Below are 16,409 nucleotides of genomic sequence, written 5' to 3'. Positions count from 1 at the left end.
ATTGCTGCCGAATTGGACGAACCGGCTGACGGTCCTCCGGAAGGGCGCGTGGGGTGAGCGTGAGGGAGATGCGCCGATTCCGCCGTGATCCGCTGGAATACCTCGAAGTCTGCGCACGCCGGAGCCCGGCCGAGGTGTTCCGGCTCCCCTGGGGCGCCTGGTGTGTGCGGGACACCGAGCAGGCGCTCACGGTCCTGCGCGACCCGGCCTTCCACAGCGGCATATCCACCTTCTTCGGCGACATGCTGCCCTCACGAGCCAACCAGATCGCCCTCGGCCGCGCCGTCCGGAACCTGCTGCGGTCCCAGCTGCCCGCCTACCGCCGGTGCGTGACCGAGGCAGCGGCCGGGCTGGGCCCGGTCAGCCGGTGGCCCGAAGCGGGGCCACTGCTGGTGTACCGGTGCACGGCGGACGTACTGCTGCACCCCGGTGCCCCGCCGGCACTGCGGCGGCAGCTGGCACAGGCTGTGGCGGCCGGCCTGACCGCCCGCCAGCCGTCCATGCGACAACGGGCACGGGCGGAACTGCTGCGCCCCGGACTGCTGGCCGCGATCATCGAACACGTCCGCGGCCGCCGGGCGGGAGGCTCCGAACAGGGTGGGCCGCAGGATGTGCTGGACGCCGTGATCGGAGCCTGTCCCGAGGAACTCACCGACCGCACCGTGGCAAACCTGTACGTGCTGCTCTTCCAGTCCATCGTCGGCAACATCGGCTACGCGGTGGCATGGACGGTCCTGCTGGCCTGCCTCCACCACCCGCCCGGCCCGCCCTGGCCGTGGCCCGCCGAATGGCTGGTGCGCGAGGCCGCACGCCACCGTCCGTTCGTCTGGATGGTCGGCCGCCCCGCCCCCCACCCCCTCGAATTCGGCGGCCTGCCGTTCGCGGCGGGCACGATCCTGTCGGTCAGCCCCTACCTGCTGCACCACGACACGCACCGCTGGGACCGCCCCGAGATGTTCCGGCCCGAACGCTGGAACGGAACAGAACGGCAAGGCCCCTATCTCCCCTTCAGCACCGGCCCTTTCACCTGTGCCGGCGCGGCCGTCGCCCACAGCCTGATCACCGAGACGGTCACCGCCCTGGCACAGGACGCCCGCCTGACCGTCAGCGGCGGCGATGCCCGCCCCCTGGTGTCCGGCTCCGTCCTCCCCCGCCCCTTCGCCCTGCACCGCACCCTCAAAGCCCCCAGCGAAGCCCGCGCTCACGAAGGGAGGTGAATGACATGCTCGCTGCCATCCGACGCATCATCCGGAACAAGCCCGCCAGTTACTGGGAGCCGGACGTCTGGCTCTAGCAGTACCGGTCCACCCTGGTGGCCCGCGCGCCATGGCCAATGGCGCGCGGGCCAGCTGCCTGTCCCCTGCCTCCGGGCCGGCGCGCTCGCGTGTGCGGGAGCCGTCCGGCACCCGTATCAGGCTGCTGCCGGTGCCCCGGACTCGGACTCGCGGGTGGTCTTGGTCCACCCGGTACGGCCGCGGAGCATGCGGAAGAGGGCGCGCCAGGCGCACAGGAACGAGAGGTAGTTCATGACGACGAAGGAGTGGCCCAGGAGGAGCGCCCGGGCCGGGCCGACCTGCCTGTCGCGGCGAAGGTAGGTGAAGGAGGTGGCCAGGGCGGGGGCGAAGGCGAGGAGGTACCAGGCGGCGAGGTTGACCGGCCACTTCAGCCAGGTGGCGTTGAGGGCCGAGGCCCTTCTGCCGCGCAGGACCAGAACGTTGGGGCTGCGCAGGAACCAGATCAGGCAGTACTGGAAGAGCAGCGACCAGGGCAGGTCGAGCACCCAGGGGACGAGGAGGTAGGCGAACATCTCCAGGGCGGCCAGGTGCCGCATACGGGGCGCCCGCCAGATCTCTCCCATCCGCGATATGGACGTCATGTGACCCTGGTACCAGCGGGTGCGCTGGCGGATGAGGCGCCGAAGGTCGCTCACCCCCTGCTGGTCGACGGAGGCGTGGGCGGTGGTGCGCAGGCGCCAGCCCCGTACGGCCAGGCTGATGGCCAGGTCCAGGTCCTCGGTCAGCGACTGGGACCAGGGCCGCTCGCCCAGGCCGTCCAGCGCCGACAGGCGGGTGAACTGGCCGTTTCCGCCGAGACTGACGGTCGAGGTGAGGTTGCGGCCGAACTGGGTGACGGCGGCCATCGCCCAGAACTGGTAGTCCTGGAACCAGGTCAGGAAGTTGCCGTGGCGGTTGCGGATGCGTACCCCCAGTTGGACGCCGCCGACCCGGCGGTCGTCGAAGAGCGGCAGGATGTGGGTCAGCGCGCGGTCCGACAGGCGGCCGTCGGCGTCCATGACACAGACGATCGTCTCGGCGGGGTCCTGGCCCCGGATCGCGACCCGGTCACGGATCAGCCGGATGCCGTGGTTGAGTGCCTCGCCCTTGCCCTGGCGGGCGTCTGGGGGCTCGCGGCGCACAACGGTCACCTCGCCTTCCCGTCCTGCCGCCCGGGCCCGGGCCCCCGCCTGTTCGGCGACCTCGCCGGTGGCGTCGTCCGATCCGTCGTCGATGACCACGACGGTGGTACGGGGCCCGAGCAGCCCGGTGACGGTGGTACCGATCACCGATTCCTCGTCGAGGCAGGGGACGAGGACATATACGTGGCGTCGGTCGCGGCGGCCGAGGTGCGGGCTCCCGTAGGCGGTGTCGCCCTGGACGCGTAACGCGGCTTTCTGGCGGCGCAGTTCGAGGAGGCCGGCGCCCATGGCGACGGCGAGGTAGCCGGCGGACATGCCGATGACGGTGTAGCCGATGGCGTCAACAGCTCGGAGAAGGGCGCGTTTCACGGTGGGCGTCCTCGCTTTCCTGGCCCGTCCGTGACGGTGCGGCGAGGGCGATGGGCGCCGGGAGGCTGCGGCCGGGCCCGGACGGGCGGGGTACGGGCGGATGGGGTACGGGCGGGTGGGGTACGGAGGGGCCGGGGACAGCTGGGCCGGGAACGGACGGGTGGGGGTCTCCAGCCCCGGGAGCCGGCAGCGGACGCCTCGTTCCGGTCAGCCGGCGCTGCACCTCCCGTCCCAGGACAAAGCCCGCCGGCAGTGCCACCGCGCCGAGCGCCGCGAGCAGGGCGCCGCGTCCGGGCGCCGCCCCTGCCCCCGCCCTGGCCGCCGCCATACCGCCGACGAGTGGCCAGGTGAATCCCAGGTACATGGCGCGGCGGTACCTCCGGGCAGGCGGGAGCGGGAAATGCGCACGGGACGGGGCCCGACCACTCTCGCCGAGAAACCGGCTGTTGGCCAGACCCCCATGCGGCGGGAATGCGGAAGCCGGAGGCGGTTTCGCGCCGACCCCACGAGAAACGGATTTTCCTGTTCGGCGAGTGCACCAGGACGTTTCCGCCCGCCTGCTGTGAACGCTGCCCGGATCCGGCCATTCCCGTCGGAGCCGGGCCGTTGCACGACCCGGACACCGGAGTTAACTTCGTCGGCGGGCCGCTCTCCAGGGCTTGCGCGGCCGGGGCCCTTTCGGCTTCCGTTCCAGCTTCCGCGTCATTTGCTTGATCTTGCGTACTGCTATGCGACAGGTGGTGATCCGGTGCGCCGGCGATTCCTTCGCAACGCCGTCAGGGCGAGCGGCAGTTCTTCCGTACGACGGACGGGGACCATAGCGCGTTGAGCGACCGACAGCGCATTGCGATAGTCGTGGGCACCCGCCCCGAGGCCATCAAACTCGCTCCTGTCATTCACGAGTTGCAGCGAAAGCGCTGGGCGCGGCCGGTCCTCGTCACCACCGGGCAGCACGGCCCGGTGGTCCACGAGACCCTGGCCTGTTTCGGGCTGCGCGCACAGGTCGAGCTGACCCTGCCACCGGGCGCGCACTCGGTGTCCGAGCTGACGGCCGGGCTGCTGAGCGGCCTCGGCAAGGGGCTCAGCACGCCCGCGGCCCAGGCGGTCGTGGTGCAGGGCGACACCTCGTCCGCCCTGGCCGGGGCCATGGCCGGATTCTTCTCGGCCATCCCCGTGGTGCACGTGGAAGCGGGGCTGCGCTCCGGCGATCTGCGCAGTCCGTTCCCCGAGGAGGCCCACCGCCGCATGATCGCCGAGGTGAGCGACCTCCACTTGGCGCCCACCCGTGCCGCCCGGCGAAATCTCCGCGCGCAGGGGGTACCGGCCGGGCGGATCGTGGTGACCGGCAACACCGTGATCGACGCGGTCTTCTCCGCGAGCCGCCGCCCGTCCGTGCAGCGCGATCCGACACTGCACCGAATCGAACGCACTTCCGCTCCGTTGGTTCTGGTGACCGCACACCGCAGAGAGAACTGGGGCGCTCCGATCCGGCGCATCGGGGCGGCGGTGGCGACCCTCAGCCGGCAATATCCGGAAGTCGGCTTCGTGGTGGCGGCGCACATGAATCCCTTGGTCCGTAACGCGATCGAGGATTGTCTGCGCGGCCGCCCCAATGTGCATCTGCCCGGCCCCATTCCGTACGACACCTTCGCCCGGCTGCTCGCCCGCTCCGTACTGGCCATCACGGATTCGGGCGGTATTCAGGAAGAAGCGGCCGCCTTCGGGCTCCCCGTTCTGGTGACCCGGGACAACACCGAGCGCACCGAGGGAATCGATTTCGGCCTCGCCCGGCTGGTCGGTACCCAGGAGTCGGAGATCGTGGCGGCGGCGGAAAAGGAATTCGCCCGTGAAGGCGCGTTGTCGGGCGATGCCGAGCGGCCCTTCCCGCCGCGGAATCCGTACGGCGACGGGCGGGCGGCCCGGCGCTGCGCGGACGCCTGCGGCTGGCTGCTCGGCAAGCGGCCGAAGCCCTCCGAGCTGCCCGAAGAGCCATGATGACCACCGAATCGCCCCTTCCCGCCTCGGCGGCGGGCGGCTCCCGCACCACCGATCCAGGCGACTCCCCCACCGCTGACCGGGCACATTTTCCGACCCAGACAGGAGCGGCATCATGACAACCGCAGCCAGCGCCGGAACCGGCCCGCAGCCCGCGGGCCTGGCGGAAGGCGCCATCGCCACGGTCGCAGGAAACGGCGTGGCCGGGTTCATCTCCGACGGCGGACCGGGCGCGCTGACCCGCATCCACTACCCGCAGGGGGTGACCGTCGACAAGAACGGCAACCTCTTCATCGCCGACCGGTACAACCACCGGGTCCGCAAGGTCACCCCGAACGGGATCATCACCACCGTCGCGGGCGACGGCAACGCGGGTTACGTATCCGACGGCGGACCGGCGGTCGCCACCCGGCTCCACTACCCCGCGGACGTGGCGGTGGACGACTCGGGCAACCTCTTCATCGCGGACACCAACAACCACCGCATCCGCAAGGTCACCCCGAACGGCGTCATCACCACCGTCGCGGGCAACGGCGAGGCCGGCTACATCTCCGACGGCGGACCGGCCATCGCCACCCGGCTCCACTACCCGCACGCCCTGACCGTGGACCGCAGCGGCAACCTGTACATCGCCGACCACCACAACCACCGCATCCGCAAGGTCACCCCCAACGGCAACATCACCACCGTCGCGGGCAACGGCGAGGCCGGCTACGTCTCCGACGGCGGACCGGCCATCTCGACCCGGCTCTACCACCCCATGGGGCTGGTGGTGGACGGCGACGGGAACCTGTACATCGCCGACCGGTACAACCACCGGGTCCGCAAGGTCACCCCGAACGGCATCATCACCACCGTCGCGGGCAACGGCACCGCGGGCTACGTCTCCGACGGCGGACCGGCGATCGGAACCCGGCTCCACTACCCCTGGGGCCTGGCACTGGACGAGGCCGGCAGCCTGTACATCGGCGACGGGCACAACCACCGCATCCGCAAGGTGACTTCGGACGGCACCATCACCACCGTGGCGGGCAACGGCACCGCCGGATACGTGGACGACGGCGGACCCGCGGCCGGCACCCGCCTCTTCTACCCCTACTCGGTGGCCCTGGACCGGTCCGGCAACCTGTACATCACCGACTGCAACAACCACCGTATCCGCGGTGTCACGGCCGTCGCCCAGATGACCCCGCCGCCCCCGCCGACCGCGGATCTGTACGGCGAGGTCGTCAGCCCGTACCGGGTACAGCGCGGTCAGGAGTTCGACCTCGGCGCCCGGGTACGCAGCCGCGGCCCCAACCCGGCCGACGGGCAGTACGTGACCGTCGTACTGACGTTGGCCGACGGTCTGTCCGGCGGCCCCGGCTCCTCCGGACGCCGCCTCGCCCGCACCTTCACCGGACAGCAGTTGTCGCCCCACCAGGGGGTGCTGGACGGCGTGTTCCGGGTCAGCGCGCCCGAGGGCACCCCGCCGGGCACGTACACCTCGACCCTGGAGATCCAGTACGGCGGCGACCTCAACCTGAAGGACAACACGTATACGCTGCCCGTCACGGTCGTCGTGCCCGAGCCGGTGGCGGACGAAACGGCACTGACGATCTTCCAGGACACCGTCCCCGAGGCCGGGCCGGGCCAGTACACCGCCTTCAACGTGAAGTACACCGCGCCCGCCGGGCAGCCGGTCAACCCCGGCACCGTCGTCCAGCGCTTCACCGCGCCGACCGGCTTCGTCTTCACCGGTCACCCCACCTACGCGTACTACGAGACCATTCACGGTGTGATCGCCGGGAACCTCACCCACCGCGTAGAGGACGGCGGCCGGACGCTGGTCATCACGGCCAACCCGCACCTCAACACCACCACCAGCGACACCGGTTCGGTGATCTACACCATCCCGGTGCAGGCGCGGGTCGATGCCGCGCCCGGCAGGTACGACAACGGTTCGGCCAGCGTCGGCCGGCATACCCCCGTCCAGCTGTCCGGCAAGATCACCGGCAGCGCGCAGAACGAGACCGCGCTGCGCGTGGTGCAGGAATCGGTCCCCGCCGCGGCGCCGGGCCAGACCACCACGTTCAACCTGGAGATCCGCTCACTGGGCAACCAGGCGGTCAACCCCGGAACCGTCGAGCAGCGCTTCACCGCCCCCACCGGCTTCGCCTTCACCGGCGGCGCGTCGTACGGCTACTACTACGTCCAGCCGTACGTCACCGGGAACCTGGAAACCAAGCTGGAGGACGGCGGCAAGACGCTGGTCGTGTCCTCCAACCCGCACCTGAACACCGGCGCCACGGACAAGACCGCGCTGATCTACACCCTCGGCATCCGTGCCCTCCCGGACGCCCGGCCGGGCACGCAGTCCGACGACGGTCAGGCGTCCATCGGCCGCCTGACACCCGTACCGCTGAGCGCACGGGTGCTGTAACCGTCCTCGGCGCCTCCCCTTCCGGCATGCGGCGTCCGCGCCGTGGAAGGTGAACGGCCGTTGCTCCGGTCCAGGGCCGCCCCGGGCCGGAGCAACGGCACGCTCCGGTGGTCACCGGGCCGGGGCGTCGCCGGAGGTGCCGATCGGCCAGGTCGTCTCAAGGCACGTCAGGGACAGGCCGAAGGCGTGGGCCACCGCTTCGGAGCCGGGCGGCACCGCGTGATTGGCGAGCAGGTCGGCGAGGGTGTGGGGCACCTTGGAAACGGCTGTGGCCTGCCCGGCGGACACGTACTCGACGGGTACGGGCCGACCGTTGATCAGCCCGGGGAGGTCGGCGGCCAGGAACTCACCGGGGCCGACCAGGTCGTAGGTGCCGGGCCTGCCGTCACCGCCCGCGGCCTTGACGAGTGCTTCCACGGCGTCGGCGGAATACACGGGGCGAAAGCGCTGCGTTCCGTCACCGATGACCCGCACGGGAACGCCCGGGGCGGCCTGGCGGTACATCAGCTCGAACGGGGCGGGGTCGTCGCGTCCGCCCGCGAGCGCGTCGATGCGGAAGATCACGCTGTCCGCGACGGTGGAGACGAGCTCCTCGGCCTGGCCCTTGGACTTGATGTACCAGTTGTCGCCCGCAGGGTCCGCTTCGACGTAGGACAGGCAGACGAGCCGGGCCGCCGGGTTCATCGCCTCGACGACCCTGCGGGTGGTGGCGACGGTGCCGTCGCGGTAGCTGTCCCAGTCGGAGGCGGCGAAAACCCCGCTGAGGTGGACGACGGCAGAAGCCTCCCGGAGGACCTCGACGGCTCGCGGCGCGTTCGTCCAGTCCTCCACGACCTCGTCGGCGGGCAGATCCTGTGCCGTGCGGACGAGCGCGACGACGCGTACGCCCGGTCCGGCGAGGCGGGGCAGGAGTTGCCGTCCGGTGCGGCTGTTCGCGCCGGTCACGGCGATCGTACGGATGGGGTGGGGCATGACGGTCTCCTCGCAAAGTGTGTGCTGTGCGAATATAACGCACAGCATATATTCGCACAGCACTTACAATGGCGGCATGGATGCCATCGAGGAGTTCGGCCTGCTGCTCAAGGCCGTCACCCGCGAGTCGGACCGCCGGCTCAACGACCTGCTCCGGCCGCTCGGAATCACCACGAGCCAGGCCGAGGCGCTGCAGCTGACCGACCGCTACGGCCCGCTGTCCCTGGGGGAACTGGGCACCCTTCTGATCGCCGAAGGCGGCCACCCCAGCCGCCTGGTCGACCGGCTGGTCGCCTCGGGATTCCTGCGACGCGAACCCGCCGCCGACGACCGGCGACGCATCGAGATCTCCTGCACCCCGCGCGGCCACGAACTCGCCCGAGCCGCCCGTGACCGCAAGGAGGACTTCCGCACCTGGCTGCGCGACCGGCTGGCCGACCACGACCTGGCCCCCACCGCGGCACTGCTGGAAGCCTGTCTGCACGACACTCCGCTGGCACAGACCGTCCACCAACGCCGCGAGCGCGCCCTCGCGGAGTGAAATCCGCTCAGGCAGGGACGGAACGGCTGCGCAGGAGCGACACCGTCATCGCCGGTGTCGGCATCGACACCGACGAGGCCGTCCGCATCGTTCAAGCGGCGCTGACCAACGGGATCGCAGCATCGCCCTCGTCATGACCGGCCACCTGCACCTGGAAGCCCCGATGAGGCCGGTGCGACTGCGGCTAAGGCTGCGACTGGTCTAATACGAGGATGGAGGACGTCCCGAACAAGGAAGCCCCGCACTCCGACCCATGGCTTGCGCACTTCGCCGGACGCGGGCACACGGGTGTCCGCCGTATCGGCGCCGGTGTCGAGGGCGTTGTCTACAGACTGGGCGAAGGCCGGGTCGCCAAGGTGTGGAGCGGTCGGCCTTCGACCGACTTCGACCTCACCCGCCAGGTGTACGCGGACATCGCGCGGCATTCCCTGCCGTTCTCCACCCCGGAGATCTTCGACGCCGAGGACTACGACGGCGTCCTGGTGACGTACGAGCGCGAGCTGCCCGGAGCCCCGATGCGGGCCGACTCCGCACACGCGGACTATGAGCGCGAGCTGCCCACCCGGCAAACGGATGCGCTACTCGCCGTTCTGCGTGGCCTGGCGTCCGTACCCGGCACCGACGCCATGCGCCAGTTGACCGTCCAGGGCGACGACCGTCCGCTGTGGCGCGGGCACGACTGCTTCCGTAACGCGCTCGCGGCCCTGGTCGCCAGGGCCACAGCCCGACATGGTGCCGCCCTGGCCGCCTGCGTGCCGGACTTCGAAGCGGGCGTCGAACGCACACAAAAGGCGCTGCGCTCGCTCCCCGACGCCCCGGTGACAGCGATCCACGGCGACCTCGTCCCGCCCAACATCCACATCGACGCGGCCGGCAGGCCGGTCGCGGTGCTCGACTTCGGCTTCTACACGACAGCGGGCGACCCGGCCTTCGAGGCCGCCGTCACTGCTGCCGCCTGGGACATGTACGGTCCGCACGCCGAGGAACACGCCGCGGAACTCACCAGGCTCTTCGCCCACGAACTCGGGTACGCGCCGTCGGCCCTCGCCGCCTGTCAGGCCGCGTACGCCCTCACCACCTACGACCTCTTCGGCCTGGACGACAGCGACGGCCACTTCCGGTGGTGCGCGGAACAGCTACGCCGCAACGCCGTGTTCAGCGCCGGGGACGGGCGCCCGTCATAACCACTCCGTAGGGAGCGGCGGGCGAGGTGCGTGGCTACCGCCCCGCAGACAGCCCGTACGGCAGCCAGGCCTGGGCCTGTGGCCGCGGACTTCCGACTTCAGTCGCCGGGGTTCAGTCGAGGTATTCCACCTTCACCGGCGCGGTGTTGTTCTCCTGGTTGGGGTCGATCTCCGGATCCGAAGAAGCGGAGATGCCGCCCTGGGCGCCCGGGACGCGTTTGTCGATACGGGCCCGCAGCCACGCGCCGCCGTCCAGACGTCCGGAGCAGTGGGCCAAGCCATGTTCCTGATCGGCGTATTCGCAGTAGGAGACTTCGCTCGGGTGGTTCTCGGGCTTCACCGGTACCAGGGTGACGCCTTCGGGCAGCTTCAGCCGGAGCACGCCGCCGTCGTAGTTCCGCGGATAGGGCACCTGCGTGTCGAACACCTTGCCGACCTTGCCCTTGATGGTGAACCCGATGGCCTGCACGTCGTTGATCTGGTTCGTGCTGAAGGACAGTTCGCCGCCGGCCATCTCCGCCTTCCCATACCCGGACGGGATGAAATCGTCCCCGCTGCCGTCAACGGGTCGCACGCCCAGCGGACCTCCGGTCCCGCGCGGCGCCGAGGCGGGCAGCAGGGTGTTGTTGAGGGGGTCGTGCGCCCGGAGCACGGTGGTGTAGACCTTGCCGTACATCGCCGTCTCATCGACCACGGCCGTCAGCGGCCCGTCGGTCTCGTATGCCGCCCCGACCGGCAGCGGGCCGGGCAGCTCACACTGTGCCCTGGTGGGCGATACGGCCTTGTCGTAGCGGCAGTTGCTGTACTGCCTGCGCAGCGTCGCCTCCTCCGTCCACAGCTCGACGATGAAGCTGTCGCCGATCGCGGTGTCGCCCTTGTTGCCGAAGGCGGGCGTCACCCGCAACTCGGAACCGGGTTCCACACCCGTCAGCGGCTTGTCCTGACGGGCTGTCAGGACTGGCGCCCCCATGACGATGTGGGTGGTGTGCCGGACGGTGGGGGCGTTGGCGCTCGTAACGGTGACCTTCATGTCACCGGCGGGGCCCGGTACCGCGCCCGGCTCCGGCTTCAGACGGAACGGGGTGAACGACGCCCCCGACGGCTCGTGCAGGCAATCTCAAGCTCAGGCAGGTGCGGAGCGGGGCGACACTGCGCGAGTTCGCCTGTTGGTCGAACCGGCGAACTCGCGCACCGTCAATGAACCACCGCGTGGGCCGTCAGACTCCGATCAGGCTGTACGTACCCGTACCGTCCTGCCTGCCGCTGGAGTACTGGCGTATGAACTCCCCGTCCGCGTACCGGTCGTGGCCCATCATGGAGCCGGTGTACTTGTTCTGCACACCGATCTTCGAGCTGCCGGGTACGTCGCGGTAGATGTAGAACCGCTGGAGGTCGTCCTCCGTGCAGGTGGCCGTCTGCAGGACCGCCCGTTCGGTGGCCGCGTTCTGCCCGGCGATGGTCGCGCACCCGCCGTTGCCCCAGTTCCACAGGGATGCCTCAAGGACCCCGTTGCGCTCCGTCACGTTGCACAGGCGCCAGTTGTCCAGGTGGGCACTGAAGATCGACGAGGGTCGCAGGCGCACACCGTCGTCCGCCAGGACCGGCGCGCCCCAGGACAGGGGCTTGCCGGGTACGGCGATCTTGTAGACCTCGGGCTTGCAGTCGAGAGCGGCCCGCGCGCCGCGCCCGGTGGCCCTGGGCTGTTCGGCGGACGTGCCGCCGGCGGGAGCCGGGCGCTGTGCGAGGCGGTCCCGCTCCTGCTTCGCCGTCGGCGCCACCGCACCCGCCGGGTGCTCGGCCTTCGCGACGGCCGAGCCGCAGTCGAGGAGGGTTTGCGCCTTGGCCATGATGCTGCCGGCGGGCACCTTGTCCTGACAGCGCACCGCGCCTTCCTCAAGGGTGGTGTAGGTGGTGAAGTTGCCGCCGTCGGGCCCCTCGATCCACTTCAACGCCCAACCGCCGCCCTGCTGGACGCGGTTGCAGTTGAGGCTTGCGTACGTACCGGTGACCTTCTTGGTGCCCTTGTAGACGCCGTAGTAGCCGGGCTGGCCGAAGTTCCACTCGACCGTGTTCGACTCGGTGCTGGTGGAGGTGTATTCGAGCTTTACGTTCAGGCCCAGGCTCGCGCCGGCCTTGCCGAGGGCCTCGGTGCCGAAACCGCCCTCGATCTTCTCCTCGAGACCGACGGAGACCGTGATGGTCGTCTGGGTGCTGGTGGTGACGGAGTGCTTGCCGGTGGTGCCCTCGGTGACGTACCAGCCCTTGAAGTGGGTGATCGTCGGGGACACTTCGGTGGTCTTGATGTACGGGTGGCGTGTGCCGAGGTCGGCCGCCGTACAGGTGTCGCCGGGCGCGGGCGTCTGCGCCGTCACGGCGGCGGGTGCTGCGGCAGCCGGCGAGGCGGCAAGGCCCATGGCGGGGACCGCGCAGGCGGTCGCCGTAGCGGTCACCGCCATGAGTGATCTGCCGATGCGGCTGACGGGTCCTATGAGGCGCATCGTTGCCCTTTCCCCCTGGTTGTGTGTTCGGACAAGGGGTGAACGTAGCGGCCACGGGGGTGGTGGCGAGAGCCTGGAACTGGCCAAAAATCATCATAGAGTGGCTCATTCCGTGCCTGGCGCGCACGGACGCCGGACCGGTCCACCGCGATCGGGATCCGGCCGGCCGGGCCCGCGTCCGGGCTTGACGTGGTGGGTGGTCATCCCGTCCATCCGGTGTGGCGCAGCCAGTCCTCGAAGGTCATCAAGTCGGGGTGCAGACGGCGCAGGAGGGTGATGTCCCGGTCCCGTGCGTAGAGATCACGGTCGGCGAAGAACTGGAACATCGCCGCGTAGTCGTGGCCGAAGTCGGGGACGGCGGCGCGCAGGTCGTCGTGCGGCATCGGGATGTAGGCGCTGGGGGTGCCCGTGACGCGAGTGAAGGCAGCGGCGATCTCGTTGCCGGTGAGGCTGTCGCCGATCACCGCGAGGTCGCGGGCGCCCCAGGACTGCCAGTTGTCGAACATGTGGCAGGCGAACCAGGCGATGTCGTCGAGGGCGACGAGCGGGTAGCGGGCGGCGCCGAGGGGGAGCCTGAACGTCAGGCCGCCCCGGCCGTCCGGTCGAGGGGTGAGCCGGTCCCGCAGATTCTCGAAGTACGGCGCCGTGGTCAGTACCGAGACGTGCCCCGTGTACCAGCCGACGGTCTCCTTGCGGAGCATTTCCTCCGACCGCATCAGACCGATATGGGCGGCGACGGCGGCCTTGCTGTCAAAGTGCGGGACGGGGTGGCCGGTCAGGGACACCGCGCTGTCCAACGAGGACCAGATGAAACGCTCCACGCCGGCCCGCTCCGCGGCGGCCGGCAAGTGCAGCCCTTGCCGGTACTCGCCCACGGCGCTGCCCGTCGCGAAGAAGTCGGTGTTGGCGAACACCCGGTCGGCCTGCCCCATCAGGGCCTCGAAAGCCGCCGGGTCGGAGCGGACCAGCCGCACGCGGTCGGGCGCGGTGGCGGCGATTTGGGTGGCGTGGGCGGACTCCGGGTGACGGGTGGACACGGTGACGGTGGCGCCGGTGGTGGCCAACAGGTGCTGGACCACGTGGCGGCCCATGGCTCCGGTGCCGCCGACGACGAGGACGTGGGTCATGGCGTTCTTCCCTGGTGTGTCAGGACGTGTTCGGCCACCTGGGCGTGGGTGGCGACCCAGACGTCGCCGGACTCACGGACGTGGTCGAGGATCTGGCCGACCATCCCCGCCAGGGGCGGTCGGCCTGCGACGTGGGCGTGGACGGTCAGGCGGAAGACGCCCGGGCCGGGGGCGGCGAGCAGCTGGTCCAGTAGCTCACGGTGCAGGTCGCGGTAGGCGTACGGGCCGGCCGCGGCGTCGCGGACGTCGGAGTGGTCGCTGTGCATGAGGGAGACCACGGGGCCGTGAGCGGTGGACAGGAGCTGCGGGAGGTCGTGGTCGCCGTGATCGCCGGTCCAGCGGTAGCCGGCCTCGGCGAGGAGGCCGACCGTGTGCCTCGAACCGGTGGCTCGTGGGCTCATCCACCCCGTCGGGCGGACGCCGGTGACTCGGCGAAGGATGTCGGTGCAGCGGCGGATATCGGCCCGCTCGGCATCGACACCGAGCAGCGCGGGCACCACGTCCTGGGCCCAGGAGGGTGCGGCGATCTCGTGACCCGCCTCGTGCACAGCCATGACGGTCTCGGGGTGCCGCTCGGCCACCAGTCCGTTGACGCCGACGGTGGCGGGCAGGTCACCGAGGACGTCGAGCAGCCGCCAGATGCCGGTGGTGACGCCGTAGTCCGCCCAGGAGGCGCTGTGCGTGTCGTCGATGCCGGGCAACGGCCACGCCGCGGCCATCGGCGCGTAGGCGGGCCAGTGCCCTGGTGACCACAGCTCCAGTGCGACGGTGACCAGCGCGGCGACCTTCCGCCCGCCCGGCCAGTCGGTTTCTGCCCTCATGTCGTTCTCCCTGCTCGACAGCTTCCGCCGTGGACGCTAGTGAGGGGGCAGGTACCTCCAGGTTCCTGGCGGCGGGCTACGGTCGGGGCATGCGTGGGTACTCCGGCAGCGTCTTCCTCGCCGACTGCCCGGCTCGGCTGGCGGTCGAGATCATCGCCGACAAGTGGGCGGTGGTCGTGCTGTTCGCGTTGAGCCGGAAACCGTGCAGGCACGGCGAACTGGTCGGCCTGATCGGCGGAATCTCCCGGAAGGTGCTGACCCAGACGCTGCGGCGGTTGCAGGGGTACGGCCTGGTCGACCGCCACGTCGATGCCGGGAAGGTGCAGTATGTCCTGACGGACTTGGGCCGGACGCTGGTGGAGCCGATCGCCGTACTGACCGAGTGGGCCCACGAGCACGGCGCGGCCGTCGCGGAATTCCAGGAGTCCCGCACTTCGGGCCCAGCGGGGCCGGTGCCCATCGCGGCGGAGTCCTCAAGCTCGTCGGTCTCCGCCCAGAGGAAATGACAGGTTCTTGAGACCCCGCAGTTGAGCGACACGGCCTGAGCTTGCCGTTTCAGGTGCAGTCAGACGGGCCGCACGTCGAGTCCGGCCAGGGGAAGCCGGGCGACCCGCACGTCCTGGTCGTGCTGGACGCCGGATACGGCGCGCCCCGCCCGTCACGACGTGGGCCGCGTCCTCGCGACCGGCGAGGCATACAGCCGCCCCGCCCATCACAAAGTCGGCACGAAACCACGGAGAGCCGATGCCGATCGTTGCGTGACAGGCTGATTCGGGGTGAAACAACGGGAGAAAACACCCTCTCCCCTGTTCTGCTTGCTTGGAGTGCACTTCAAGGCCATAGCGTTGAGGGCATGCCTGTATCACCAGGGTCTCGCCGGCGCCCCGGAAGGCTGCCCGACTTCTCTGCCGACTCCCGGCTGAACACGAAATAAGCGGGAGCCGGGCGATCGCTATCCCAGGAGCATCTCTGATGCAACAACGCACACTAGGACAGGGCCTCGAAGTCTCGGCTCTCGGGCTCGGCTGCATGGGCATGAGTTTCTTCTACGGTCAGCCGCAGGACACAGCCGAGATGACGAAGCTGCTGCGGGCGGCCGTTGACCACGGCGTGACTTTCTTCGACACCGCCGAAGTCTACGGCCCGTTCACCAATGAGGACCTGGTCGGTCGGGCGCTGGCACCGGTCCGCGACCAGGTGGTGATCGCCACCAAGTTCGGAATCAAGCACGGTGAGCACGGGCCGACCCCGATGTCCGGGGTCGACAGCAGACCCGAGCAGATCCGCCGAGTGACCGAGGCCTCGCTGAAGCGCCTTCAAACCGAAAGCATCGACCTGCTTTACCAACACCGCGTCGACCCCGACGTGCCCATTGAAGACGTGGCCGGCACGGTCAAGGAGCTGATCGCCGAAGGCAAGGTAAAGCACTTCGGCTTGTCCGAGGCCGGTGCCGCGACGATTCGTCGCGCCCACGCCGTGCAGCCGGTAACGGCACTGCAAAGCGAGTACTCGCTCTGGATGCGCGAGCACGAATCCGAAATCATCCCGACCCTGGAGGAACTGAGCATCGGCCTGGTGCCCTACAGCCCGCTCGGCAAAGGATTTTTGACCGGAAAAATCGATTCCGGCACGTCGCTGGCCGACGACGACCTCCGCCGCCTGCTTCCGCGCTTCAGCCCCGAAGCACGGCAGGCCAGCCAGGTGCTGGTCGATCTGCTGCGGCAGATCGCCGACGACAAAGGAGCCACGCCGGCCCAGATCGCCCTCGCCTGGGTGCTGGCGCAGAAGCCGTGGTTCGTGCCGATCCCCGGCACCACCAAGCCGCACCGCCTGGAAGAGAACCTGGGCGCACTCGACGTCGAGCTGACAACCGGCGACCTGCACCGGATCGAAGAGGCCGCGGCCGACATCCGGATCCAGGGCGAACGTCTCCCTGAGCAGTTGCAGTCACGGTTCGGCCGCTGAAAGCCTGCTCTGACTCCTGAAATCGCAGGCCACCGCGCCGATGGCGGGCAGGAGGTCCCCACGCTGCCGTTCGTGGAACCGTCTCGGAGACGGTTCCAC

Annotated in this window: 14 protein-coding genes; 8 read left to right on the top strand and 6 right to left on the bottom strand. The window is 70.0% G+C overall.

The genetic code is table 11. The features are described 5' to 3' along the window. Positions 1 to 68 precede the first annotated feature (68 nt). Entirely contained in the window at positions 69 to 1,217 is a 1,149-nt protein-coding gene (locus tag ACFV57_RS38090) for a cytochrome P450 (protein WP_385242312.1), read from the top strand. Between the two features lie 194 nt (positions 1,218 to 1,411). On the opposite strand, the gene ACFV57_RS38085 is transcribed toward ACFV57_RS38090, so the two are convergent. After that, positions 1,412 to 2,785: a glycosyltransferase gene (locus ACFV57_RS38085; protein WP_385242309.1), complete on the bottom strand. Its 1,374-nt coding sequence runs from the start codon at positions 2,783 to 2,785 to the stop codon at positions 1,412 to 1,414. 825 nt (positions 2,786 to 3,610) lie between these two features. On the opposite strand from ACFV57_RS38085, the gene wecB reads away from it, so the two are divergent. Then, the gene (gene wecB, locus ACFV57_RS38080) at positions 3,611 to 4,780 is read left to right on the top strand and encodes a non-hydrolyzing UDP-N-acetylglucosamine 2-epimerase (RefSeq protein ID WP_385242306.1); all 1,170 of its coding nucleotides are present in this window, start codon (positions 3,611 to 3,613) and stop codon (positions 4,778 to 4,780) included. A 115-nt stretch (positions 4,781 to 4,895) separates the two neighbouring features. Further along, positions 4,896 to 7,202 (top strand): NHL repeat-containing protein, encoded by a 2,307-nt coding sequence (locus tag ACFV57_RS38075; protein WP_385242303.1) that lies wholly within the window; start codon positions 4,896 to 4,898, stop codon positions 7,200 to 7,202. Positions 7,203 to 7,313: 111 nt separating this feature from the next. Here the strand turns inward: ACFV57_RS38075 and ACFV57_RS38070 are convergent, their stop codons facing one another. Beyond that, the gene (locus ACFV57_RS38070; RefSeq protein ID WP_385242300.1) at positions 7,314 to 8,174 is read right to left on the bottom strand and encodes an NAD-dependent epimerase/dehydratase family protein; all 861 of its coding nucleotides are present in this window, start codon (positions 8,172 to 8,174) and stop codon (positions 7,314 to 7,316) included. Positions 8,175 to 8,250: 76 nt separating this feature from the next. Here ACFV57_RS38070 and ACFV57_RS38065 point away from each other — a divergent pair, with 76 nt between their 5' ends. The 3 genes from ACFV57_RS38065 to ACFV57_RS38055 all read left to right on the top strand — a co-directional run bounded on the left by ACFV57_RS38065 (position 8,251) and on the right by ACFV57_RS38055 (position 9,899). Next, the gene (locus tag ACFV57_RS38065) at positions 8,251 to 8,715 is read left to right on the top strand and encodes a MarR family winged helix-turn-helix transcriptional regulator (RefSeq protein WP_385242297.1); all 465 of its coding nucleotides are present in this window, start codon (positions 8,251 to 8,253) and stop codon (positions 8,713 to 8,715) included. Beyond that, complete coding sequence (locus ACFV57_RS38060) at positions 8,712 to 8,852, top strand: hypothetical protein (RefSeq protein ID WP_385242294.1); 141 nt, start codon at positions 8,712 to 8,714, stop codon at positions 8,850 to 8,852. The genes ACFV57_RS38065 and ACFV57_RS38060 overlap by 4 nt, the downstream gene beginning before the upstream one ends. 75 nt (positions 8,853 to 8,927) lie before the next feature. Beyond that, a complete protein-coding gene (locus tag ACFV57_RS38055; RefSeq protein WP_385242291.1) occupies positions 8,928 to 9,899 on the top strand; it encodes a phosphotransferase family protein in 972 nt (323 codons plus the stop codon). 112 nt (positions 9,900 to 10,011) lie between these two features. Here the strand turns inward: ACFV57_RS38055 and ACFV57_RS38050 are convergent, their stop codons facing one another. From ACFV57_RS38050 to ACFV57_RS38035, 4 genes are all read right to left on the bottom strand, one after another. Next, positions 10,012 to 10,929: a hypothetical protein gene (locus tag ACFV57_RS38050; protein WP_385242288.1), complete on the bottom strand. Its 918-nt coding sequence runs from the start codon at positions 10,927 to 10,929 to the stop codon at positions 10,012 to 10,014. A gap of 187 nt (positions 10,930 to 11,116) precedes the next feature. Next, complete coding sequence (locus ACFV57_RS38045; protein ID WP_385242285.1) at positions 11,117 to 12,397, bottom strand: hypothetical protein; 1,281 nt, start codon at positions 12,395 to 12,397, stop codon at positions 11,117 to 11,119. A 200-nt stretch (positions 12,398 to 12,597) separates the two neighbouring features. Then, the gene (locus tag ACFV57_RS38040; protein ID WP_385242282.1) at positions 12,598 to 13,524 is read right to left on the bottom strand and encodes an NmrA family NAD(P)-binding protein; all 927 of its coding nucleotides are present in this window, start codon (positions 13,522 to 13,524) and stop codon (positions 12,598 to 12,600) included. Then, the gene (locus ACFV57_RS38035) at positions 13,521 to 14,345 is read right to left on the bottom strand and encodes a polysaccharide deacetylase family protein (RefSeq protein WP_385242279.1); all 825 of its coding nucleotides are present in this window, start codon (positions 14,343 to 14,345) and stop codon (positions 13,521 to 13,523) included. Before ACFV57_RS38035 ends, ACFV57_RS38040 begins: the two co-directional genes overlap by 4 nt. A gap of 89 nt (positions 14,346 to 14,434) precedes the next feature. On the opposite strand from ACFV57_RS38035, the gene ACFV57_RS38030 reads away from it, so the two are divergent. Both ACFV57_RS38030 and ACFV57_RS38025 read left to right on the top strand, forming a co-directional pair. After that, positions 14,435 to 14,851: a winged helix-turn-helix transcriptional regulator gene (locus ACFV57_RS38030; protein ID WP_385242276.1), complete on the top strand. Its 417-nt coding sequence runs from the start codon at positions 14,435 to 14,437 to the stop codon at positions 14,849 to 14,851. Positions 14,852 to 15,317: 466 nt separating this feature from the next. Continuing rightward, on the top strand, positions 15,318 to 16,310 hold the full coding sequence (locus tag ACFV57_RS38025; RefSeq protein ID WP_385242273.1) for an aldo/keto reductase: 993 nt from the start codon (positions 15,318 to 15,320) through the stop codon (positions 16,308 to 16,310). Positions 16,311 to 16,409 lie beyond the last annotated feature (99 nt).

Source organism: Streptomyces sp. NPDC059788 (assembly GCF_042732265.1).
Taxonomy (GTDB): Bacteria; Actinomycetota; Actinomycetes; order Streptomycetales; family Streptomycetaceae; genus Streptomyces.
Note: the sequence above shows the minus strand (reverse complement) of the source record. Positions and strands in the feature narration are given on the sequence as shown.